At 63.3% G+C, this 19252-nt stretch carries 22 protein-coding genes and 1 other RNA gene; 12 read left to right on the top strand and 11 right to left on the bottom strand.

What is annotated here, in order from left to right; genetic code table 11:
* Positions 1 to 14 precede the first annotated feature (14 nt).
* Positions 15 to 482, bottom strand: a complete 468-nt coding sequence (locus ACIQUB_RS16095) for a truncated hemoglobin (protein WP_113238338.1) — start codon at positions 480 to 482, stop codon at positions 15 to 17.
* 934 nt (positions 483 to 1416) lie between these two features.
* Between ACIQUB_RS16095 and recF the strand changes: the two genes are divergently transcribed.
* From recF to ACIQUB_RS16080, 3 genes are read left to right on the top strand one after another with little or no spacing between them, the layout of a single operon-like run.
* Positions 1417 to 2541 carry a DNA replication/repair protein RecF gene (gene recF / locus ACIQUB_RS16090; protein WP_402930560.1) on the top strand — a complete coding sequence of 375 codons (1125 nt, stop codon included), beginning with the start codon at positions 1417 to 1419 and terminating at the stop codon, positions 2539 to 2541.
* Entirely contained in the window at positions 2538 to 3371 is an 834-nt protein-coding gene (locus tag ACIQUB_RS16085) for a molybdopterin-synthase adenylyltransferase MoeB (RefSeq protein WP_113239698.1), read from the top strand. The genes recF and ACIQUB_RS16085 overlap by 4 nt, the downstream gene beginning before the upstream one ends.
* Positions 3368 to 3841: a GNAT family N-acetyltransferase gene (locus ACIQUB_RS16080; protein WP_402930557.1), complete on the top strand. Its 474-nt coding sequence runs from the start codon at positions 3368 to 3370 to the stop codon at positions 3839 to 3841. Before ACIQUB_RS16085 ends, ACIQUB_RS16080 begins: the two co-directional genes overlap by 4 nt.
* Here ACIQUB_RS16080 and ACIQUB_RS16075 read toward each other — a convergent pair.
* Positions 3838 to 4839 (bottom strand): D-glycerate dehydrogenase, encoded by a 1002-nt coding sequence (locus ACIQUB_RS16075; RefSeq protein ID WP_113239700.1) that lies wholly within the window; start codon positions 4837 to 4839, stop codon positions 3838 to 3840. The genes ACIQUB_RS16080 and ACIQUB_RS16075 overlap by 4 nt on opposite strands.
* A gap of 181 nt (positions 4840 to 5020) precedes the next feature.
* On the opposite strand from ACIQUB_RS16075, the gene ACIQUB_RS16070 reads away from it, so the two are divergent.
* Positions 5021 to 5560 carry an SH3 domain-containing protein gene (locus tag ACIQUB_RS16070; RefSeq protein ID WP_018899091.1) on the top strand — a complete coding sequence of 180 codons (540 nt, stop codon included), beginning with the start codon at positions 5021 to 5023 and terminating at the stop codon, positions 5558 to 5560.
* A 114-nt stretch (positions 5561 to 5674) separates the two neighbouring features.
* Here the strand turns inward: ACIQUB_RS16070 and ACIQUB_RS16065 are convergent, their stop codons facing one another.
* The gene (locus tag ACIQUB_RS16065; RefSeq protein ID WP_018899092.1) at positions 5675 to 6667 is read right to left on the bottom strand and encodes an adenosine kinase; all 993 of its coding nucleotides are present in this window, start codon (positions 6665 to 6667) and stop codon (positions 5675 to 5677) included.
* 429 nt (positions 6668 to 7096) lie between these two features.
* Between ACIQUB_RS16065 and ACIQUB_RS16060 the strand changes: the two genes are divergently transcribed.
* Positions 7097 to 8041, top strand: coding sequence for an AEC family transporter (locus ACIQUB_RS16060; RefSeq protein WP_113239701.1), 945 nt, complete (start codon positions 7097 to 7099; stop codon positions 8039 to 8041).
* Positions 8042 to 8109: 68 nt separating this feature from the next.
* Here ACIQUB_RS16060 and ACIQUB_RS16055 read toward each other — a convergent pair whose 3' ends face one another.
* Positions 8110 to 8685: a cytochrome c family protein gene (locus ACIQUB_RS16055; protein ID WP_111563037.1), complete on the bottom strand. Its 576-nt coding sequence runs from the start codon at positions 8683 to 8685 to the stop codon at positions 8110 to 8112.
* Between the two features lie 158 nt (positions 8686 to 8843).
* On the opposite strand from ACIQUB_RS16055, the gene ACIQUB_RS16050 reads away from it, so the two are divergent.
* On the top strand, positions 8844 to 9593 hold the full coding sequence (locus tag ACIQUB_RS16050; RefSeq protein ID WP_113239702.1) for a 3-deoxy-manno-octulosonate cytidylyltransferase: 750 nt from the start codon (positions 8844 to 8846) through the stop codon (positions 9591 to 9593).
* Positions 9594 to 9609: 16 nt separating this feature from the next.
* Positions 9610 to 10470 (top strand): prephenate dehydratase, encoded by an 861-nt coding sequence (locus tag ACIQUB_RS16045; protein WP_047506519.1) that lies wholly within the window; start codon positions 9610 to 9612, stop codon positions 10468 to 10470.
* A 46-nt stretch (positions 10471 to 10516) separates the two neighbouring features.
* Here the strand turns inward: ACIQUB_RS16045 and ACIQUB_RS16040 are convergent, their stop codons facing one another.
* From ACIQUB_RS16040 to ACIQUB_RS16020, 5 genes are all read right to left on the bottom strand, one after another.
* Positions 10517 to 10885 carry a VOC family protein gene (locus tag ACIQUB_RS16040; protein ID WP_047506521.1) on the bottom strand — a complete coding sequence of 123 codons (369 nt, stop codon included), beginning with the start codon at positions 10883 to 10885 and terminating at the stop codon, positions 10517 to 10519.
* Positions 10886 to 10981: 96 nt separating this feature from the next.
* A complete protein-coding gene (locus tag ACIQUB_RS16035; protein ID WP_402930552.1) occupies positions 10982 to 11242 on the bottom strand; it encodes a hypothetical protein in 261 nt (86 codons plus the stop codon).
* A gap of 52 nt (positions 11243 to 11294) precedes the next feature.
* The gene (locus ACIQUB_RS16030) at positions 11295 to 11999 is read right to left on the bottom strand and encodes a YafY family protein (RefSeq protein WP_113239703.1); all 705 of its coding nucleotides are present in this window, start codon (positions 11997 to 11999) and stop codon (positions 11295 to 11297) included.
* Positions 12000 to 12008: 9 nt separating this feature from the next.
* The gene (nudC, locus tag ACIQUB_RS16025; RefSeq protein ID WP_113239704.1) at positions 12009 to 12971 is read right to left on the bottom strand and encodes an NAD(+) diphosphatase; all 963 of its coding nucleotides are present in this window, start codon (positions 12969 to 12971) and stop codon (positions 12009 to 12011) included.
* On the bottom strand, positions 12968 to 13378 hold the full coding sequence (locus tag ACIQUB_RS16020; protein ID WP_111563253.1) for an HIT family protein: 411 nt from the start codon (positions 13376 to 13378) through the stop codon (positions 12968 to 12970). The genes nudC and ACIQUB_RS16020 overlap by 4 nt, the downstream gene beginning before the upstream one ends.
* Positions 13379 to 13467: 89 nt before the next feature.
* On the opposite strand from ACIQUB_RS16020, the gene ffs reads away from it, so the two are divergent.
* From ffs to ACIQUB_RS16005, 3 genes are all read left to right on the top strand, one after another.
* Positions 13468 to 13564: signal recognition particle sRNA small type (ffs, locus tag ACIQUB_RS16015), an RNA gene on the top strand.
* A 47-nt stretch (positions 13565 to 13611) separates the two neighbouring features.
* Positions 13612 to 15492, top strand: a complete 1881-nt coding sequence (locus ACIQUB_RS16010; RefSeq protein ID WP_113239705.1) for a DNA polymerase III subunit gamma/tau — start codon at positions 13612 to 13614, stop codon at positions 15490 to 15492.
* Positions 15493 to 15514: 22 nt separating this feature from the next.
* On the top strand, positions 15515 to 15838 hold the full coding sequence (locus ACIQUB_RS16005; RefSeq protein ID WP_113239706.1) for a YbaB/EbfC family nucleoid-associated protein: 324 nt from the start codon (positions 15515 to 15517) through the stop codon (positions 15836 to 15838).
* Between the two features lie 71 nt (positions 15839 to 15909).
* Here the strand turns inward: ACIQUB_RS16005 and ACIQUB_RS16000 are convergent, their stop codons facing one another.
* Both ACIQUB_RS16000 and ACIQUB_RS15995 read right to left on the bottom strand, forming a co-directional pair.
* Positions 15910 to 16440, bottom strand: coding sequence for a DUF992 domain-containing protein (locus ACIQUB_RS16000; RefSeq protein WP_113239707.1), 531 nt, complete (start codon positions 16438 to 16440; stop codon positions 15910 to 15912).
* Between the two features lie 105 nt (positions 16441 to 16545).
* Positions 16546 to 17163 (bottom strand): MOSC domain-containing protein, encoded by a 618-nt coding sequence (locus tag ACIQUB_RS15995; protein ID WP_113239708.1) that lies wholly within the window; start codon positions 17161 to 17163, stop codon positions 16546 to 16548.
* Between the two features lie 56 nt (positions 17164 to 17219).
* Between ACIQUB_RS15995 and recR the strand changes: the two genes are divergently transcribed.
* Positions 17220 to 17825: a recombination mediator RecR gene (gene recR / locus ACIQUB_RS15990; RefSeq protein WP_047506538.1), complete on the top strand. Its 606-nt coding sequence runs from the start codon at positions 17220 to 17222 to the stop codon at positions 17823 to 17825.
* Between the two features lie 158 nt (positions 17826 to 17983).
* Complete coding sequence (locus tag ACIQUB_RS15985) at positions 17984 to 19249, top strand: lytic murein transglycosylase (RefSeq protein ID WP_113237469.1); 1266 nt, start codon at positions 17984 to 17986, stop codon at positions 19247 to 19249.
* Positions 19250 to 19252: the final 3 nt, after the last annotated feature.

The raw sequence follows: 19252 nt of genomic DNA, 5'->3' as shown, positions 1-19252 counted from the left end.
CAGGCTCGGCGATCTCAGCCCTTCTTCAGCCGGGGATCGTCGAGCGCGGGATTGTAGAACAGCGACAGCGTCAGGCTCCGGGCGATCCGCTCGGCCGTCGCCATGAACCATGCCTTCGCCTCGTCGGAGGGAGCGATATCGTCGAGCGTCGCGGAAAACAGCGCCAGCCATTGTGGAAAAAGCTCCGGCGTCATATCGGCCACGCCGACATGCGCCTGCACCGGCTTGCCGCCGTAAGCGCCGCTGCGAAAGGCGACGGATGACCAGAAGCTCTTCATTTTCTCCATATGCTCCGGCCACCGCCCGGAAAGCCTGGCGTCGAACACCGGTCCCAGCGCGGGATGTTCCAGAACACGCCCATAAAACGTCTCGACCAGACGATCGATAAACGCCGCATCGACCCCCATGCCCGCCATCTCCGCCTCTGCCCGCTCCCTGATCGCCGCCGAATGCGCCGCCCGTCCCTGTATCTCGCTATCCATCGCAAAATCCGTTCCGCCGCTTCTTGCGGCACGCCTCATATAAGCGCTCGCCCGCTGCCGCGAAAGCCGCTGCGACTGAATGCCCTCGCCGTGAATGGTGCGGCTCCCCGAGCGAGGGGGATACTGGAGATGATGCGAGTATTGACGATCAACCACTTACGCAAAATCCAGGCGCAGATTTTCCCCGCCTCGAAAACCGCGCCCTACACTGTCGACGTCCCGTTATCGGATACACCGGCAGGCGTGCCGGCGAGGCGGGATCGGCGCGGAGCGTGAGGGTAGGACGCAAAACCTCACGGTCCGGGTCCGCGGAAAATGATCTCCCTCCGGTGACGGCGGGTCCTGTCGCAAGACGGGCCTGAGTTGAGCCCGGACGTGCCTGTGAGGCACACATGGTCTCGTCGCGAAGTTGGGCGAGAAGGCAGAGAGGTCGAAGTCGCGGATAAAAACCGCCGAACGGGGCGCTGGGAAGCGCCATATTTTACTTACTCAATCGAGGTGATTTCCAGCGCCCCGTCCGAGTGAAGGTTGGAATGGTGGAGACACGGGCTTTCGGGCGGCGTGGGGATTGGGTGTGTTTTTCAAGTGCGGTTTGATGGTCGAGAGGCTGTGCCGTGTAATACCCCCCTCTGCCCTGCCGGGCATCTCCCCCACAAGGGGGGAGATCGACTCGTGGCTTGCTCCCCAATCAAACAATGAAGGTAGAGCGAGCGGCCGCGCCCAGCCAATCTCCCCACCTGTGGGGGAGATGCCCGGCAGGGCAGAGGGGGGTACCACACGGCACAACGCTCAATACCTGATCGCGGCACCGCAGACCGCTAACACTAATTCCGCGCTACACATTCGCAAGCCTCACACTCCCCCCACCACCCCCCACCCTTGCCATCCGCGCCCATAGCGCTTAGCTCTCAGCCGTCACGAATCCGGATAAAGCATGCCCCACAAGGTTTCCCTGTGCCGTCTCAAGCTCACCGACTTTCGCAATTATGCGTCGGCCGGTTTGCAGCTGGATGGCCGGCATGTGGTGTTGGTGGGGGATAACGGGGCCGGCAAGACCAATCTGATGGAGGCGGTGTCGTTTCTGTCGCCGGGCCGGGGCATGCGCCGCGCCACTTATGGCGATGTCACCCGCGTCGGCGCCCATGGCGGCTTCACGATCTTCGCGGCCCTCGACGGCATGGATGGCGAGGTCGAGATCGGCACCGGGGTCGACGGCAACGACGAGAGCACGTCCCGCCGCCTGCGCATCAACGGCACGCCGGCCAAGACCGCCGACGAACTCACCGATCACCTGCGCCTTCTCTGGCTGACGCCCTCGATGGACGGCCTCTTCACCGGCGGCTCGTCCGAGCGTCGCCGCTTTCTCGATCGCCTCGTGCTGTCGCTCGATCCCGCCCATGGCCGCCGCGCCAGTGATTTCGAGCGCGCCATGCGCAGCCGCAACAAGCTGCTCGACGAGCGCCGCTTCGATCCCTCCTGGCTCTCTGGCATCGAGGAACAGATGGCAACCCTCGGCATTGCGATGGCGATGGCCCGCCAGGAGATGCTGGGCCTACTCGTCCGCCTCATCGAGGAGACACGTGAGACCTCGCCATTCCCCTCGGCCTCGCTCGATCTCGCCGGCTTCATGGATGGCCAGTTCGATCGCCCCGCCGTCGACCTTGAGGATGAATACGCGGCACATCTCGCCGAAAGCCGCTACCGCGACGCCGCCGCCGGCCGCACGCTGGAGGGCCCGCACCGCGCCGACTTGCTCGTCCGCCACCGCGACAAGCGCATGGAAGCGGCGCGCTGCTCGACCGGCGAGCAGAAGGCGCTGCTTGTTGGCCTGATCATGGCCCACGCCCGCCTCGTCGCCAATCTCACCGGCCATGCGCCGATCCTGCTGCTGGACGAGATCGCTGCCCATCTCGACGAAAACAGGCGCGCCGCGCTCTTCGATCTGATCGACGCGCTCGGCGGCCAGGCCTTCATGACCGGCACCGACCGCTCGATGTTCTCGGCCCTCGGCGACCGGGCGCAATTCTTCACCGTTGCCGATGGAAAGATATTCGAATGACCGACACTTTCCCCGCCGCCAAGGGCCATGCTAGCATCGCGCCCATGGAACCGTTGAGCCCGGAAGAAATCGCCCGCTACCAGCGCCACATCCTGCTGCCGGAGATCGGCGGCGCCGGCCAGCAGAAGCTGAAGGCAGCGCGCGTTCTCGTCATAGGCGCCGGCGGCCTGGGCGCTCCCATCCTGCAATATCTCGCGGCGGCCGGCGTCGGCACGCTCGGCATTTCCGACGACGACCGGGTATCGCTCTCCAATCTGCAGCGCCAGGTCATCCACGATTCCGGCACGATCGGCGAATTGAAGACGGAAAGTGCGGCCTTCGCCATCGCAAGGCTCAATCCGCATGTCCGCGTCATCCGCTTCGAGGAGCGCTTCTCCGCAGATAGCGCCCGCCGCCATCTCTCCGGCTTCGATCTCGTTATCGACGGCTCCGACAATTTCGACACGCGCTACACTGCGGCCGATGCCGCGGAAGCCGCGCAGTTGCCACTGGTAACCGGCGCCGTCGGTCGCTTCGATGGCTCGGTCACCGTGCTGAAGCCCTATGAGGCCGCTGCCGATGGCGTGCTCAATCCCACCTACCGCGACCTCTTCCCGGAAAAGCCGCCGGAAGGCCTGATCCCCGTTTGCGCCGAGACCGGCGTCATCGGCGCGCTCACCGGCGTCATCGGCACGCTGATGGCGATGGAAGCGATCAAGCTCATCACCGGCACCGGAGAGCCGCTGGTCGGCCGCCTGCTGCTTTATGATGCGCTTGCGGCGCGCTTCGACACCATCCGCTACAAGCGCCGGCGCGCCCGGCAGAGCCAGAACCAGAGCCAGGCATCGTGACCACCCTTCGCCTCGATGCCGGTTTCTCCCGCTGGGACGAGCTTCTCGCGCTCATCCTGTCGTCCTTCGCTTACATGAACGGCCGCATCGACCCGCCATCCTCGGCACTCGGGCTGACGGCGCAATCGCTGGCCGCCAAGGCGCAAACCGAGATCGCCTATGTCGTGATCGAAGAGGGCGCGCTCGTCGGCTGCATCTTCCTGCGGCCCGAGGCGGATTGCCTCTATGTCGGCAAGCTGGCGGTGGCGCCGGGTGCCGAACGGCGCGGCATCGGTCGGCGGTTGCTGACTATTGCCGAGGACACGGCACGCACACTCTCGCTGCCGGCGCTGCGGTTGGAAACGCGCATCGAGCTTATCGAGAATCACGCCGTATTCGGCCGCTGGGGTTTTGAGAAGACCGCCGAGAACGCCCATCCGGGCTTCACCCGCATAACCTCGATCGAGATGCGTAAGCGACTCGCTTCTTAACGCCCCGGCAGCACCCGGTTCGGCGGGCGGTGGCCGTCCATGAAGGCGCGGATGTTGATGATCACCTTGTCGCCCATGTCGATACGGCCCTCGATCGTCGCCGAGCTCATATGCGGCAGAAGCACCACCTTGCCCTCGTTGGCGAGCTTGATCAGCTTCGGATTGACCGCCGGCTCGTTCTCGAACACGTCGAGCCCGGCGCCGGCAAGCTTGCCTTCCCTCAGCGATTTGATCAGCGCCGCCTCGTCAATCACGTCGCCGCGCGCGGTGTTGACGAGATAGGCCGTCGGCTGCAGCAGCGCGAGACGCCGTGCCGAGAGCAGATGGAAGGTCGCCGGCGTCGACGGGCAGTTGACCGAGACGATGTCGACACGGGCCAGCATCTGGTCGAGACTTTCCCAGTAGGTCGCCTCGAGCTCGTCTTCGGTCGTCGCCGTCACCCGCTTGCGGTTGTGATAGTGAATGGAGAGGCCGAAAGCCTTGGCGCGGCGGGCAACGGCGGTGCCGATCCGGCCCATGCCGACAATGCCGATCCGCTTGCCGTGAATGCGCCGTCCGAGCATCCAGGTGGGCGACCATCCGGCCCATTCGCCGGGCCGGTCGGTCAGCACGCGCGCACCTTCGCCAAGCCGGCGCGGCACGGCGAGGATCAGCGCCATCGTCATGTCGGCGGTATCCTCGGTGAGCACGTTGGGTGTGTTGGTGACGGTAATCCCCTTGCGGGCGGCCGCCTCCACGTCGATGTGATCGGTGCCGTTGGAGAAGCTCGCGATCAGCTTCAGCTGCGGCCCGGCCTCGTCGATCAGCGCCGCGTCGATCCGGTCGGTCACCGTGGGCACCAGCACGTCGGCGCTCTTCATCGCCGTTGCGAGCTGCGCTGCGGTGCGTGGCGTGTCGTCGATATTGAGTTCGGCGTCGAACAATTCGCGCATGCGCGTCTCGACGGCATCCGGCAGCTTGCGGGTAATATAGACCTTCGGTTTTTTCTTCGTCGTCATATCAGCAGCTGCTGCCTTGTTCAGAGGTCCTTAACCAAGACGCGGGATAATTTTCCCGTTCCTGGGAATTTCTACCAGACCCGTACGCGAAGACAAACAAAACTCGTTGAGCGTGCGTGGAATGTCGAGGCCCGGAAATCAGGCGGAGGAAACGCCTGGGTTTTAGCGAACGGAAATCGTCATGCGCAGCACAGTCCTGAAATCATGCCTCGCCCTCGCGTTGGGCTTTGTGCTTTCGGCCGGCACCGCCGAGCTTGGCTATGCCCAGGCGGCGAAGGGTCCGAGCGGTCTGCCGCTGCCGCGCTTCGTCACGCTGAAATCCAAGCGCGTCAATCTGCGCATCGGCCCAGGCACCGATTATGCCGCGTCGTGGATGTATCTGAAAGCCGGCCTGCCGGTGGAAATCATCCAGGAATATGACAACTGGCGCCAGGTGCGCGATGCCGATGGCACCGAGGGCTGGGTCAACCAGTCGCTGCTGTCGGGCTCCCGCGCTGCCATCGCCGCCCCCTGGATGAAGGGCAAGGGCAAGAGCGTCTTCGTCAACGTGCGCCGCGAGGCCCAGCCATCCGCGACCGTCGTCGCCAAGCTGGAGCCCGGTGTGATGATGAATATCGGCGAATGCACCGGCGACTGGTGCCTCGCCAAGATCGACGGCGCCGAAGGCTGGGTGGCGCAGTCGGAAATCTGGGGCGCCTACCCCGGAGAGGCCTTTAAGTAAGGCCGATCCAGACGAAGCCTTCAAGTAAGTGAGGCCTTCAAATAAGAGAAGCCTTCAACGGATTGAAGGCTTCCAGATAAGTCAGAGGCAGGTACGCCAGAGGTAAGTCAGGCCTTAGACGAGACCCGCCTGCTTGCCGGCCTCAGCGAGCGACTTCATCGGACGCGGTCCGATCTGCTGGATGACAATACCGGCCGCCAGGCAGCCGAGCTTGCCGCAATCCTCAAGCGTCCGCCCCTGCGTGTAGCCGTAAAGGAAACCCGCGGCGAACAGATCGCCGGCGCCGGTCGTGTCGACAAGCTCCTTGATCTCGATGGCGCTGACATAGAAGCGCTCGCTGCCCTTCAAGATGACGGCACCCTCTTCGCTCATCGTCACCGCGGCGATCTTGCAATCCTGCGCGATCTTGACGAGGGCCTCTTCGAAATCCTCGGTCTCGTAAAGCGCCAGCGCCTCCTGCTTGTTGGCGAAAACGATGTCGACGGTGCCCGAGCGCATCAGGTCGAGAAACTCGTCGCGATAACGGCCGACGCAGAAGCTGTCGGAGAGCGTCATCGACATTTCGCGGCCGTTCTCATGGGCGATGCGGGCGCAATCGCGGATCGCTTCCTTGGCGCGCGGCGGATCCCAGAGATAGCCTTCGAAATAGGTCACCTTCGACTGGGCCACGACCTCGGGCTCGACATCCTCGGGTCCGAGTTCGACGCAGGCGCCGAGATAGGTGTTCATCGAGCGCTCGCCATCCTCGGTCACGAAGATCATCGAGCGGGCGGTCGGCGGGAACTTGCCCTTCGGCTGTGTCTGGTAGTGCACGCCCTGGGCGCGGATGTCGTGCGCGAAGATTTCGCCGAGCTGGTCTTCGGCAACCTTGCCGAAATAGGCAGCCTTGCCGCCGAAATTGGCGATGCCGGCCGCCGTGTTGCCGGCGCTGCCGCCCGAGGCTTCCAGCGCCGGGCCCATGTGGTTGTAGAGCAGTTCGGCGCGCTCGGCATCGATCAGGTTCATCGCTGCCTTGGTGATCTTGTGATCAATGAGGAACTGGTCGTCGCAACGCGCGATAATATCGACGATGGCGTTGCCGACAGTCAGTACATCGAATTTGGTCATGAAATGGGAGGTCCCGGTTTTGGTGATAGCCGGTAGTCGGTCTTAGCGGATTTTCAGCCCATGGGAAGCAGAAATGCCGGACTTGCGGCCAATCCTTTCGCAAAAATGCCGCGCCGACGTCATTCGCCTGTCATTTTGGCTGGCTATATCTCTCATCAACAAGATCGGCATGGACGGCTTTAGGGCAGTCGCCGATCGAGAAGGGCCCGACAAATGAAATGGCGCCCTTCGACGATACCGGTGCGACGCTGACCACGGATGAACTGGCAGCATGACCAACCGGCAATCCGGCAGGACCGGATGCGGAAAAGCGGGCCGAACCCCGCTTTTTTTGCGTTTGCGCCTTGGCCCGATGTCATTCCGGTTTGTCAGCGCGAACGGTTTGCTGTTAGACCTTTGATATTCCATGCAATAGGCACTCCATCCCCGATGTCCGCCATCTTTCTCGACGTTCTTCCCATCTTCGTGATGATCCTCATCGGCTGGCTGATCGTCAAAGTGGGATTGATGAAGGCGGAGGTCGGCGATGCCTTGAGCGACTTCGTCTTCAAGATCGCCGTGCCGTTGCTGCTCTTCCGCACCATTGCCGAGGCGGACTTCAAGGGCGCTTCGCCCTTCCGGCTCTGGATCGCCTATTTCTCCGGCGTCGCCATCACCTGGACCGCCGCCCATATCGCCGCCACGCGCTTCTTCGGTCGCGATGACCGCATCGGCGTGCTCGCTGGCGTGTCGTCGGCCTTTGCCAACACCATCTTCATCGGCCTGCCGCTCGTTCAGCGCACCGTCGGCGACAAGGGCCTCGTGCCGCTGTCGATCCTGATCGCCGTGCACCTGCCGGTCATGATGATCATCGGCACCATCCTGATGGAGCGCGCCGAGCACAAGATCGCGGGTGGCAAGGGCCGCAGCATTGTCGCGGTGCTGCGCCAGATCGCCAGCAATCTCGTGCGCAATCCGCTCGTCATCGGGCTCGCCGGCGGCGCCCTCATGCATCTGCTCGGCTGGAGGATGCCGATGCCGGTCGAACTGGTGGTCGATCAGATCGCCGGCGTCTCCGGCCCCGTCGCCCTCATCTCGCTCGGCATGGCGCTGCAGCAGTATGGCACTTCCGGCAATGTCGGCATCGCCAGCGTCACCTCGGCGTTCAAGCTGTTGCTCTTGCCTGCCTGCGTCTGGACGACCAGCCATCTGCTCGGCCTCGAAAGCGATTGGACCGCCGCACTTGTCCTGATCTCGGCGGTTCCCACAGGCGTCAACGCCTGGCTGATCGCCAACCGCTTCGGCGTCGGCCATAGCTTGGCCGCCTCGACGATCACGCTGACGACGGCGCTCGGCGCCATCACCGTCTCCTTCTGGGCCTACCTGCTCGGATAATCGAGATACCCGAAACGAAAAAGCCCGGCGCATCGGCCGGGCTTTCGTATTTCATGCAATGGATGATCTCACTGCGTCGCCGAATCAGGCGCGTTCGGATCCGGCAGCGGCACCGGCGAATCGGCCAGCGTGTGCAGATAGAGGATCACGTTGGCGCGGTCGGTGTCCTTCTGGAGGCCGGCAAAGCCCATCGCCGTTCCCGCAATGTACTTCTTTGGCGCTGCCAGGAAGTGATTCAGGTGATCGAAGGTCCACTTCTCGCTGGCGCCCTTGGAAAAATCCTTCATGGCGGCGGAATAGGCGAAACCTTCATGCGAGCCGATCGGACGATCTACGACACCAAAGAGGTTCGGCCCGACCTTGTTCGGTCCCCCTTTCGTGCCGTCATGACAGGCCTGACACTTCTTGAAGACTGTTTCGCCGGCCTTCGCGTCGGCTTTTGCAAGCAACTGCGCGATCGGCACGGCGGCAGCCGGAGCAGCACCGCCGGCATCGGCGGCCGAAGCTTCCTCGGCTACAATGGTAAAGCCCTCTTTCTCCGGATTTTCCGAATGAAATAGGCTTTCCGAAGCGATGGATACGGACATCAGGACGAAAACCGTCCCAAGTAGCGCTCCCACCGCCGTATTCACGTAAGAATTCATCTGTGATGCTCCCCCCTCACAGCCGGCAGACATAAAACCGGTCTGTCACTTGAAATCGAGCGAAACCTATGTCTTTTGGCTAGTTCTTGCAACAGCCGAACGCCTCGGCAGCATGAGACTTTTTGACACCTTTCCGCCCGGAAATGAAGGCCTGAGCAATGGCAAGTCCAAATTTAGACAACGTACTCGTCCTCATTCCGGCCCGCATGGCATCCACCCGACTGCCCGGAAAGCCGCTCGCCGACATCTGCGGCAAGCCAATGGTCATCCAGGTGGCTCTGAGAGCGAAGGAGGCCGCGATCGGCCGCGTGGTCGTTGCCGTCGACGAGCAGGAAGTGTTCGACGTGGTCGCCGCCGCCGGTTTCGAGGTCGTCATGACCGCCAAGGCGCACCAGTCCGGCTCCGACCGCATTTACGAGGCGCTGACCAAGGTCGATCCCGAAGGCCGCATCGAATATATCGTCAACGTCCAGGGCGACCTGCCGACGATCGAGCCGGAAACGGTGCGCGCATCGCTGCGCCCGCTTCAAGACGCCGCCGTCGATATCGCCACGCTGACGATCGCCATCGACAACGAAGAAGACAAGACGGCACCGCATATCGTCAAGGTGGTCGGCGCGCCTCTGTCGGAAACCCGCATGCGGGCGCTCTACTTCACGCGGGCAACGGCTCCCTACGGCGAAGGCCCGCTCTATCATCACATCGGCCTCTACACCTATCGCCGCGCGGCGCTCGAGCGCTTCGTATCGCTCGGGCCCTCCACGCTCGAAAAGCGCGAATCGCTGGAGCAGCTGCGGGCGCTGGAAGCCGGCATGCGCATCGATGTCGAGATCGTTGACACCGTTCCGCTCGGTGTCGATACTCCCGCCGACCTTGAAAAGGCGCGGCGCATTCTCTCCGCACAATAGAAATGACGGATCTCCCATGAGCATCAAGACCAACAAAATCGCCTTCCAGGGCGACTTCGGCGCCAATTCCGACATGGCCTGCCGCGACATGTTTCCTGATATGGATCCGCTGCCGTGCCAGACCTTTGAGGATGCCTTCGTGGCGCTCGAAAGCGGCGATGCCGATTTGGCGATGATCCCGATCGAAAACACCATCGCCGGCCGCGTTGCCGACATTCATCACCTGCTGCCGGAATCGCGCCTGCATATCATCGGCGAATATTTCATGCCGATCCGCTTCCAGCTCATGGTGCTGCCCGGCGTGACCAAGGACGAGGTCCGCACGGTCCATAGCCACATCCACGCGCTCGGCCAGTGCCGCAAGATCGTGCGCGCCAATGGCTGGAAGGCCGTGGTTGCCGGCGATACGGCGGGCGCTGCCAAGCTGGTGCAGGAAACCGGCGATCGCTCGATGGCAGCCCTTGCGCCGCGTCTGGCAGCCGACCTCTACAAGCTGGATATCATCGCCGAGAACGTCGAGGACACCGAAGACAACGTCACCCGCTTCGTCATCCTCTCGCGCGACGAGAAGTGGGCCGAGCGCGGTGCCGCCGAAGAGAAGCTGGTCACCACCTTTGTCTTCAACGTCCGCAACATTCCGGCCGCGCTCTACAAGGCGCTCGGCGGCTTTGCCACCAACAGCATCAATATGACCAAGCTGGAAAGCTACCAGCTCGGCGGCAAGTTCGTCGCCACCCAGTTCTACGCCGACATCGAAGGCCACCCCGGCGACGCCAACGTCCGCCGCGCGCTGGAAGAGCTGCAGTTCTTCTCCGAGAAGGTGCGCATTCTCGGCGTCTACAAGGGCCACCCGATGCGGGGCCTGCTGCAGAAGTAACGACAAAGGGCGCCGAGGCGCCCTTTTTAATGCTCTGCAGTGATGCTTACTTATCCGGCTCACAAACCCGCAACCGATGCCCATCCGGATCGAGCACCACGAAGGTCGGGCCGAAGTCGAGGTCGGTCAGGTCCTGAGCGATCGGCAGGTGGCGGTCGCGCCAGTCGCGGTAGAGGTTGGAGACGCCGTTTTCGCCCGGCACCATGAAGGCGATCTCGGCGCGGCTGCCGATCGCCGATGGTTGCGGCACGACGCTGCTCAGCCGCCACAGCCCGAGCGTGAATCCGCCATCGAGCGCGAAAGCCACGAAATTGGGAGCGTCGGCGACCGGCTCGCGGTTCAAGAGCGCCTTGTAGAAGCTGGCGCTAGCGGCGGGATCGCGGACATAGAGAATGATGAGATTGGGGCTGTTCATGATGGTGTCCCTCTGCGTGAAAATGACGTGATGATGCGAACACCGCCGGGCTTTCCGGCAGCGGTCAAAGGCGTGATTGAAATGTTAGAGTGTCGGTTACCGCTCGCGGTCGCGGCTGCCCCAGTCGATGACGCCGATATCGCGCCTCAGGTTTTCCGACATCGATTGCGGATCGAGGCGCGGAGCGCCAGTACGTCCCATGCTATGCGCCATGCTGCGCGATGCATTCTGCATCATCCTGAGCATCAGCGATTGCGGATACCAGGTGTCAGAGCTGGCCTCGTCGGAACGGTGGTTGCCGCGTGTCGTCTGGCCCATGGTCTGGCCCATGGTCTGGGACGTGTTCAGGCTCGTCATGGCAGGTCCTCCTGTTTCGATGGGACCCATACTAGACTCATATGCTGTCAGTTTATGGCAGTAGTGTTTTCTGTACGCGCGGCGGGACCTCGCGGTCGCTCCACTCCTGCAGCAGCACGGCGCGGCGGCGTGGATAGCGCGTTTCCTGCGGGATCATCTCGACGATGCGATCGGTGCGGAAATGCCTGTAATCCTGTCTGAGCTCGCACCAGGCGACGATCATCCGGACCTGCTCGGTATAGCTGATGGCGAAGGGCCAGACATTGCGGATGGAGACGGTGCCGCCCTCATCGGTATAGGTGAGCTTCAGCACCCGCTCGCCGCGGATCGCCTTGCGGATCACGCCCATGTCGGCCTTGCTCGATATCGGCGGGCGCATGTGGATGAGGAGAGCGGACGTTTCGATCTCGTCGCGGATCTCGCGTGGCAGCACGTCGGCGATCTTGGCGAGCGCGTCGGCGCCCGCTGCCGCCAGCCTGGGGTCGGCCGCCCGCGCCACCCAGCGCGATCCCAGCACCAGCGCCTCGATCTCGTCCTGCGAAAACATCATCGGCGGCAGCATGAAGCCGGGCCTCAGAATATAGCCAAGCCCCGGCTCGCCCTCGATCAACGCGCCTTGCGCCTGCAGGCTGGCGATGTCGCGGTAGAGCGTGCGGATACTGACGCCGGTTTCTTCCGCGAGCACCGCGCCGCTTACCGGCCGCCGGTAACGGCGCAGCGTCTGCAGCAGGGTCAGCAACCTCTCGGAGCGTGCCATTCTATTGGCCTATCGGTTTTTCCACTCCACCCAGTCGCGCATCAGGCGGTGAGCGATCGCGCCCTTCGGCGGCGGGGCGCTGCCGTTGGCACCGGGACGCTCGAGCATCTCGATCGTTTCCTCGCGGGTAAACCAGCGGCAATCCTCGAGCTCCTGCTCGTCGCGGGTGATGTCGCGCGATTTGGCCTCGGCGTAGCAGCCGATCATCAGCGTGTGCGGCATCGGCCAGGGCTGCGAGGCGTGGTAGCGGATACGACCGGTGCGGATGCCGGATTCTTCCAGCGTCTCGCGGCGCACGGCGTTCTCGATGGTTTCGCCGGGCTCGACGAAGCCGGCGAGACAGGAATACATGCCCGGCGCGAAATGCGGACCGCGCCCGAGCAGGCAGAGATCACGCTCCTCGTCGACGGTGAGCATGATGACGACAGGATCGGTGCGCGGGAAGATCGTGTGCTGGCAGGCGGAGCAGACGCGCTTGTAGCCGCCGATATGCATCTCCATGCCGGATCCACAGCGCCCGCAGAACCGGTTGTCGCTGTTCCAGCGGATCAGGCTGGCGCCCTGCGCGAATTCGCCGAGCAGCACGTCGTCGAGCAGCATGTCGCGATAGAGCGAGCGGCCATCGGCGGGCTTGTATTGGCTCGAAAGCTGTTCTTCCGGCACGGCGACAGGCACCGCCAATCTCGGCTCGCCGGTCTTGCGATAGCCGAGCAGGATCGTCTCGTCCCAATTGGGCTTGAGATCGGTCAGCTCGTAGCGCGCAAACAGCGGGTCGAGCACCTGGCCGTCATGCTTCAACACAAGCTTGTCGCCGGTAAAGGCGAAGATATGGGTTCCATCCTTGGCGAGCGCCTCGTCCACCGAGTTTTCGTTGCGATGCTCGGAATCGCGGATCAGGTCGTTGGCGGCGAATGCCGTCAGATTGCTGGGCTCGGGATGGGGTACATCCGTCTCGAAAAGCGAACGGCTCATGATGAAAGGGCTTCCCGCATCGTCTCTATGAATTGGTCTCGTTTCGCGTCCTCATAGGCCTCCGCCTTGCCGTAGCCCCAGATCGGGCCGGGCCAGTTCGGATCGCCTTCGAAGCGCGCGACGACATGAACATGAAGCTGGCGGACGATATTGCCAATAGCCGCGACATTGATTTTTGTCGCCCCGGTCACCTTCTTCAAGGCGGTGGATGCCAGTTCCGTCTCGAAGGTCAGCATCACCTGGTCGAGCGGCGTCAGCTCGAAAATCTCGGTGATATCGGCGCGCTGCGGCACGAGGATCAGCCATGGCCAGCGACAGTCCCTGGCCAGCCGGAAGTCGCAGAGGCCCGTTTTCAGGATACTGATGCTGTCATTGGCCAGCCGGTGGTCGAGTTTGAAAGCGTCCAACGGGTATTCCTCCAGAGTTTTCCATAGGCTAGCAGTTTTTTCGGAGCTTGGCTTGCTTTTGATCGCGATATTGCCGATATGTGCCTTCGGGAGGTTGGTGGTGGACGAGCCACTCGCCAACCGGGTCAGGTCCGGAAGGAAGCAGCCCTAACGAGCCAGGCACGGGTCATCGTGCCAGCCTCCCACCCTTCTCTCCATCCTTTGCCCGAAGAGTTCGGGCGTTAAGCAGGGCGATGAGCGACACCGAGCGACAATCACAAGATGCCGCCTCGACGGGCACCGGATACCGGGTGCTGGCACGCAAATACCGCCCCAAGGATTTCACGGATCTGATGGTCGGCCAGGAGCCGATGGTCCAGACCCTGACCAACGCCTTCGAGACCGGCCGTATTGCGCAAGCCTACATGCTGACCGGCGTTCGCGGGGTCGGCAAGACGACGACCGCTCGCATCCTGGCGCGCGCGCTGAATTACAAGACAGCCGAGATCGACAAGCCGACGATCGATCTGCGCATCCCCGGCGACCACTGCCAGGCGATCATGGAAGGCCGCCATGTCGATGTCATCGAGATGGACGCCGCCTCGCATACCGGTATCGACGATATCAGAGAGATCATCGAGCAGGTGCGCTACCGCCCGGTGTCTGCGCGCTACAAGGTCTACATCATCGATGAAGTGCACATGCTCTCGACGCAGGCCTTCAACGGCCTCTTGAAGACGCTCGAAGAGCCGCCGGAGCATGTGAAGTTCATTTTTGCCACGACTGAGATCCGCAAGGTGCCGATCACGGTCCTGTCGCGCTGCCAGCGCTTCGACCTGCGCCGCATCAGCGCGTCCGATCTCGTCGGCCTGTTCACCACGATCGCATCGAAGGAAGGCATCGAGGCTGAGCCCGATGCGCTGGCGATGATCGCCCGTGCGGCCGAAGGCTCCGCGCGCGACGGCCTGTCGCTGCTCGACCAGGCGATTGCCCATGGCGGCGGCGCGGTGCTGGCCGAATCGGTGCGTGGGATGCTCGGTCTCGCCGACCGCGCCCGCATCGTCGATCTCTTCCAGCATGTCATCAAGGGTGACGTGGCCGCAGCGCTCGGCGAATTCGAGAGCCAGTACGAGGCCGGCGCCAATCCGGTTGCGGTGCTGACCGATCTTGCCGATTTCACCCATCTGGTGACGCGTCTGAAATACGTGCCGGATGCCGCAAACGATCCCTCGCTCAGCGAAATCGAGCGCACCAAGGGCGCCGAATTCTCGCAAGGCGTCGCCGTCACGGCGCTGTCGCGCATCTGGCAGATGCTCTTGAAGGGCATTCCCGAGGTGGAGGCATCCTCGCGCCCGTCGGGTGCCGCTGAAATGGTGCTGATCCGCCTGGCGCACGCCGCCCACCTCCCTGCCCCCGAGGACGCAGCCCGTAGGCTTGCGGAGTTTTCCGAAAACAACGGTGGCGCGCGTTCGCAGGCACCAGCCGGCAACGGCGGTGGAAATGGCGGCGCGACCGTCAGCTACCAGGGCAATGTCATGGCCCGCGCCGCGGAAGCCACGGCGCCGCGCCCGCAGCCCGCCGGCCCGACCGCCATGCTGCGCGTCGTCCAGAACTCCGATCCTCAGAGCCTGGCCGTCGGCCGCACCGAGGCGAAGGCCGCCGATGCGCCGCAGCCGCTGGTGCGGGTCAATTCGGTCAGCGATATCGCCAACCTCGCCGGCGAAAAGCGCGATGTGAAGATCAAGGCGCTGGTGCGCAACTTCGTGCGCCCGGTTCGCGTTCAGCCCGGCATCCTGGATGTCAACCTGACGGAAGGCGCGCCGGGAACGCTGCTCAACGAACTTGCGCTGAAGCTCAAGGAATGGACCGGCATCCACTGGATCGTCAGCCTCAGCCGCGAGGCCGGCCAGCCGACCATGGTGGAAGCCGAAGCCAACGCCAAGGCGCAGCAGGTGAGCGACGCCCGGCAGGATCCTGATGTGGCGGCCATCCTCTCGCAGTTTCCAGGCGCCAAGATCATCGACGTTCGCGTCCGCGCGCCGGAACCTGAGGAAGAGGAAGGTCCCGTGCAGGCGCCGGCGACCGCCGAATCCGAAGAGGGCGATATCCTGCCCGGCGACGACATAGAATTCTGAGACACCAAGAAGGAGCAAGACGATGCGCGACATCATGGGCATGATGGGCAAAGTCAAGGAAATGCAGGCCAAGATGGAGCAGATGCAGGCAGAAATCGCCTCGCTCACGGCTGAAGGCAAGTCCGGTGGCGGTCTCGTGACCGTCGTCATATCAGGCAAGGGCGAAATGCAAAGCCTGAAGATCGACCCGTCGCTCTTCAAGGAAGACGACGTCGAAATCCTCGAGGACCTGATCGTCGCCGCCCACAAGGATGCCAAGGAAAAGGCCGACGCGGTCGCCGCGGAAAAGACCAAGGCGCTGACGGCAGGCCTGCCGATCCCGCCCGGCTTCAAGATGCCGTTCTGATCGTCAGATCGAATGTGAATTTGAGAGCGCCGGCGCCCATCGGGTGGCCGGCGCTTGTCGTTTGAGAACGCTTATTTCGTGTGCTTTTGCGTGTGGTGCTTGGCGGGCTTTGCCTTCGGCGGCGGAACGAAGGTCAGCTTCATGTTGGCGATGCCGGCCGCGACGTTGAGGCCCGAGGTGCCCTCGACGGATAGCGGCTGCAGCGCCACCGATCCCTCCAGGCCGCCCACCAGCGCATTCGCCCCGAGCCCGAGGCCGACGGTCGCATTGGCCGCCACGCCGGAATAGCTGCCCTGCAGCGCACCCTCGGGGTGGTTCGCCGGCGCATAGACGTACCAGATCAGCGTTCCGCCTTTCAGCACGCCGATATCCACGCCGATCTTGGTGATCGCGCCGCGATAATGCTCCACATGCCCGGGCTGCGAGGGCGTGAACATGCAGTCCACCTCCCGTTTCGAGCCGATGATCATGCCGATTCCCGCCGAGATATCGCAGGTCAGCGACCCCGCATGCACATTGGCCGCCGCCGCCGGCTGGGGAGCGGAAAGGGCCGTCGCGGCGGCAACGGCAAGGGCGATCGAGGTAGACTTGAAGACGGACATGCAGGCCTCCTTGGATTGGCACACCGTCAGGAGGAAATTAGGAGACGTCCTGATATCCGCAAGTGATCATAAAGGCGGAATCTCGGGGCTGCGGCCCGCGCGGGCTTAGCTTTCCGCCTGAAGGCTGTCGCGCAGCTTGTAGTGGATCGGCGCGGCCAGATAGCGGGCGCGGTCTTCGGCTGACAACCGCCTGCCGAATGTCGCCATCATCTCCGGCATCGTGACCCGTGCACCCTCGAACCGCTGCCATTCCACGCTTTCGCCAGCCCTCACCATGCCCGGTTCGATCACCCGGCAATAGATGCCCGGCCGGCCGGCGCGGGTGTAGCGCTTGACGAACAAGGGATCGCCCATGCGCGCCGCGAAGGTGGCGCAGGGTATGCGTGCCGAGGTCACCTCAAGAACAAGATCGCCGGCTATGAACCGATCGCCGACCGCGACCATCGTGTTGTCGAGCCCTTCGATCACAAGGTTTTCGCCGAAGGTGCCGGGGGCGATCGTCTGCCCGAGCTCCGCCGACCACCAGTCGAGCGTCAGCGATCCCTCGACATAGACGGCCTGGTCGACGCCGCCATGGTGCTTGCGGTTGCAGATCGCGTCGCCGAGCAGCCCTTCGGCATCGACGAGCACGCCGCCGCTGATCGCGTGCTTGTTGATGCCGGTCTTGTAGCTCTTGCCCGGCAGCCTCTCGGCGTTGCCGATGCAGACGGCGAGGATTTTCATGAGGCCTGCTTTTCTGTCCGTTTCCGTTTTTCAAACATATGGGCTAAGAACCCGATATGGCAAAGCGAGTCACCGGCCCCGAAATCGAAAAACTCATCCAGCTGCTGGCGAAGGTGCCGGGCCTCGGCCCCCGCTCCGCGCGCCGCGCCGCGCTGCATCTGATCAAGAAGAAGGATCAGCTGCTCGGGCCGCTCGGCAGCGCCATGGGCGAGGCCTATGACAAGGTGAAGATCTGCTCGCGCTGCGGCAATGTCGATACCTCCGATCCCTGTACCGTCTGCACCGACGATCGCCGCGACCAGTCCGTCATCATCGTCGTCGAGGATGTCTCAGACCTCTGGGCGCTGGAGCGCGCCGCCGCCTTGAACGCCGCCTATCACGTGCTCGGCGGCACGCTCTCGCCGCTCGATGGCGTCGGCCCTGACGATCTCAACATCAAGGGCCTGATCGAACGCGTCACGGCCGGCGGCATCAAGGAACTGATCATCGCCGTCAACGCCACCGTCGAGGGGCAGACCACAGCACACTATATAACCGACCAGCTGGCCGGGCTCGATGTGAAGATCACGCGACTGGCGCATGGCGTGCCTGTCGGCGGCGAGCTTGATTATCTCGACGAGGGCACGCTGACGGCGGCGCTTCGGGCGCGGACGACGATATGAGGGGAGATGTGATGCCGTCGGAGACCTACAATACCCCCCTCTGCCCTGCCGGGCATCTCCCCCACAAGGGGGGAGATCGACTCGTGGCGGGCTTCCAGTCAAACAATGAGAGTGGAGCGAGCGGCCGCTTCCAGCCAATCTCCCCCCTTGTGGGGGAGATGTCCGGCAGGACAGAGGGGGGTATCACACGGCATGCCCTTGCTATTCTCCTCACCCTCATAACAACCACCAGCATCGCCCACGCCGCCCCCTCCAAAGCCGAAGTCGAAGCCCAGTTCGAACGCTGGGTGCAGACCGACCTCTGGCCGGAAGCGCAAAAGAGCGGCATATCCGAAAAGACCTTCAAGGCCGCATTCTCGGGCGTCACGCTCGACTGGTCGCTGAACGATCTCGCCCCTCCCGGCTTTCCTAAGCCGAAGGAGCAGAAGCAGACCCAGGCCGAGTTCTCCTCTCCGGCGCCCTATTTCAACGATGACCGGCTGAAGCGCCTGGCCGTCACTGGGCGAAGCTTCCAGACGCAATACGCCTCGACGCTGAAGAAGATCGAGAAGACCTATGGCGTGCCCGGCTCGATCGTGCTCGCCATCTGGGGCCGCGAGACCGGCTTCGGCGCCGCCAAGATCCCGAATTCGGGTATCGAGGTGCTGGCCACCAAGGCCTTCATGTCCACCCGCAAGGACATGTTCCGCACCGAGCTGATCGCCGGCCTTCATATCATCGACGGCGGCGATGTCACGGCGGCCGATTTCAAGGGGTCGTCGGCGGGCGCGCTCGGCCAGCCGCAGTTCATGCCGACGAGCTATCTGAAATATGCCGTCGATTTCGATGGCGATGGTCACCGCAATATCTGGACTTCGGTTCCCGATACGCTGGCCTCGATCGCCAACTTCCTGGTCAAGAAGGGCTGGCAGGCAAACCGCAGCTGGGGCTACGAGGTAACGATCCCCGAAAACGTCTCCTGCGCCCAGGAAGGCCCCGATCTCGGCAAGCCGATTGCCCATTGGAATTCGCTCGGCATCGACCGCATCTCCGGCAAGGCCTTCCCGTCAGGTGAGAAGAACGCCACGGGCATGATGATGGTGCCGGCCGGCCGCGACGGCCCGGAATTCCTGGTGACGCCGAATTTCTACGTCATCAAGGAATACAACAATTCCGATCTCTATGCGCTCTATATCGGTAACCTCGCCGATCGCATCGCATACGGCTCCGGTGCGTTCGAAGGCGCCTGGGGCGATGTCGGCAAGATGCTGCGCTCGGATGTCGCTACCATGCAGAAGGCGCTGGAGAAGAAGGGTTACGACGTCGGCGGTTCCGATGGTCTGCCCGGCTACAAGACGCGCCGCTCCATCGGCCAGTGGCAGGAAAAGAACGGCATGAAGCCGACCTGCTATCCCGAAGCCCACATGATCGGCAAGCTGAAATAGACG

It is taken from the genome of Rhizobium sp. NPDC090275 (assembly GCF_044772225.1).
Classification (GTDB): domain Bacteria; phylum Pseudomonadota; class Alphaproteobacteria; order Rhizobiales; family Rhizobiaceae; genus Rhizobium.
The sequence above is the reverse complement of the archived record's forward strand: the minus strand, read 5'-3'. Positions and strand labels throughout refer to the sequence as shown.

Excerpts from the sequence above, each read along its gene's own strand:
- ACIQUB_RS16095 (WP_113238338.1), bottom strand. The coding sequence starts at position 482 with ATGGATAGCGAGATACAGGGACGGGCGGCGCATTCGGCGGCGATCAGG.
- ACIQUB_RS16030 (WP_113239703.1), bottom strand. The coding sequence starts at position 11,999 with ATGGCACGCTCCGAGAGGTTGCTGACCCTGCTGCAGACGCTGCGCCGT.
- ACIQUB_RS16005 (WP_113239706.1), top strand. The coding sequence starts at position 15,515 with ATGCGCGACATCATGGGCATGATGGGCAAAGTCAAGGAAATGCAGGCC.
- ACIQUB_RS16075 (WP_113239700.1), bottom strand. The coding sequence starts at position 4,839 with ATGACGACGAAGAAAAAACCGAAGGTCTATATTACCCGCAAGCTGCCG.
- recF (WP_402930560.1), top strand. The coding sequence starts at position 1,417 with ATGCCCCACAAGGTTTCCCTGTGCCGTCTCAAGCTCACCGACTTTCGC.
- ACIQUB_RS16065 (WP_018899092.1), bottom strand. The coding sequence starts at position 6,667 with ATGACCAAATTCGATGTACTGACTGTCGGCAACGCCATCGTCGATATT.
- ACIQUB_RS15985 (WP_113237469.1), top strand. The coding sequence starts at position 17,984 with ATGTCCGGCAGGACAGAGGGGGGTATCACACGGCATGCCCTTGCTATT.
- ACIQUB_RS15995 (WP_113239708.1), bottom strand. The coding sequence starts at position 17,163 with ATGAAAATCCTCGCCGTCTGCATCGGCAACGCCGAGAGGCTGCCGGGC.
- recR (WP_047506538.1), top strand. The coding sequence starts at position 17,220 with ATGGCAAAGCGAGTCACCGGCCCCGAAATCGAAAAACTCATCCAGCTG.
- ACIQUB_RS16010 (WP_113239705.1), top strand. The coding sequence starts at position 13,612 with ATGAGCGACACCGAGCGACAATCACAAGATGCCGCCTCGACGGGCACC.
- nudC (WP_113239704.1), bottom strand. The coding sequence starts at position 12,971 with ATGAGCCGTTCGCTTTTCGAGACGGATGTACCCCATCCCGAGCCCAGC.
- ACIQUB_RS16000 (WP_113239707.1), bottom strand. The coding sequence starts at position 16,440 with ATGTCCGTCTTCAAGTCTACCTCGATCGCCCTTGCCGTTGCCGCCGCG.
- ACIQUB_RS16050 (WP_113239702.1), top strand. The coding sequence starts at position 8,844 with ATGGCAAGTCCAAATTTAGACAACGTACTCGTCCTCATTCCGGCCCGC.
- ACIQUB_RS16035 (WP_402930552.1), bottom strand. The coding sequence starts at position 11,242 with ATGACGAGCCTGAACACGTCCCAGACCATGGGCCAGACCATGGGCCAG.
- ACIQUB_RS16070 (WP_018899091.1), top strand. The coding sequence starts at position 5,021 with ATGCGCAGCACAGTCCTGAAATCATGCCTCGCCCTCGCGTTGGGCTTT.
- ACIQUB_RS16045 (WP_047506519.1), top strand. The coding sequence starts at position 9,610 with ATGAGCATCAAGACCAACAAAATCGCCTTCCAGGGCGACTTCGGCGCC.
- ACIQUB_RS16060 (WP_113239701.1), top strand. The coding sequence starts at position 7,097 with ATGTCCGCCATCTTTCTCGACGTTCTTCCCATCTTCGTGATGATCCTC.
- ACIQUB_RS16055 (WP_111563037.1), bottom strand. The coding sequence starts at position 8,685 with ATGAATTCTTACGTGAATACGGCGGTGGGAGCGCTACTTGGGACGGTT.
- ACIQUB_RS16085 (WP_113239698.1), top strand. The coding sequence starts at position 2,538 with ATGACCGACACTTTCCCCGCCGCCAAGGGCCATGCTAGCATCGCGCCC.
- ACIQUB_RS16040 (WP_047506521.1), bottom strand. The coding sequence starts at position 10,885 with ATGAACAGCCCCAATCTCATCATTCTCTATGTCCGCGATCCCGCCGCT.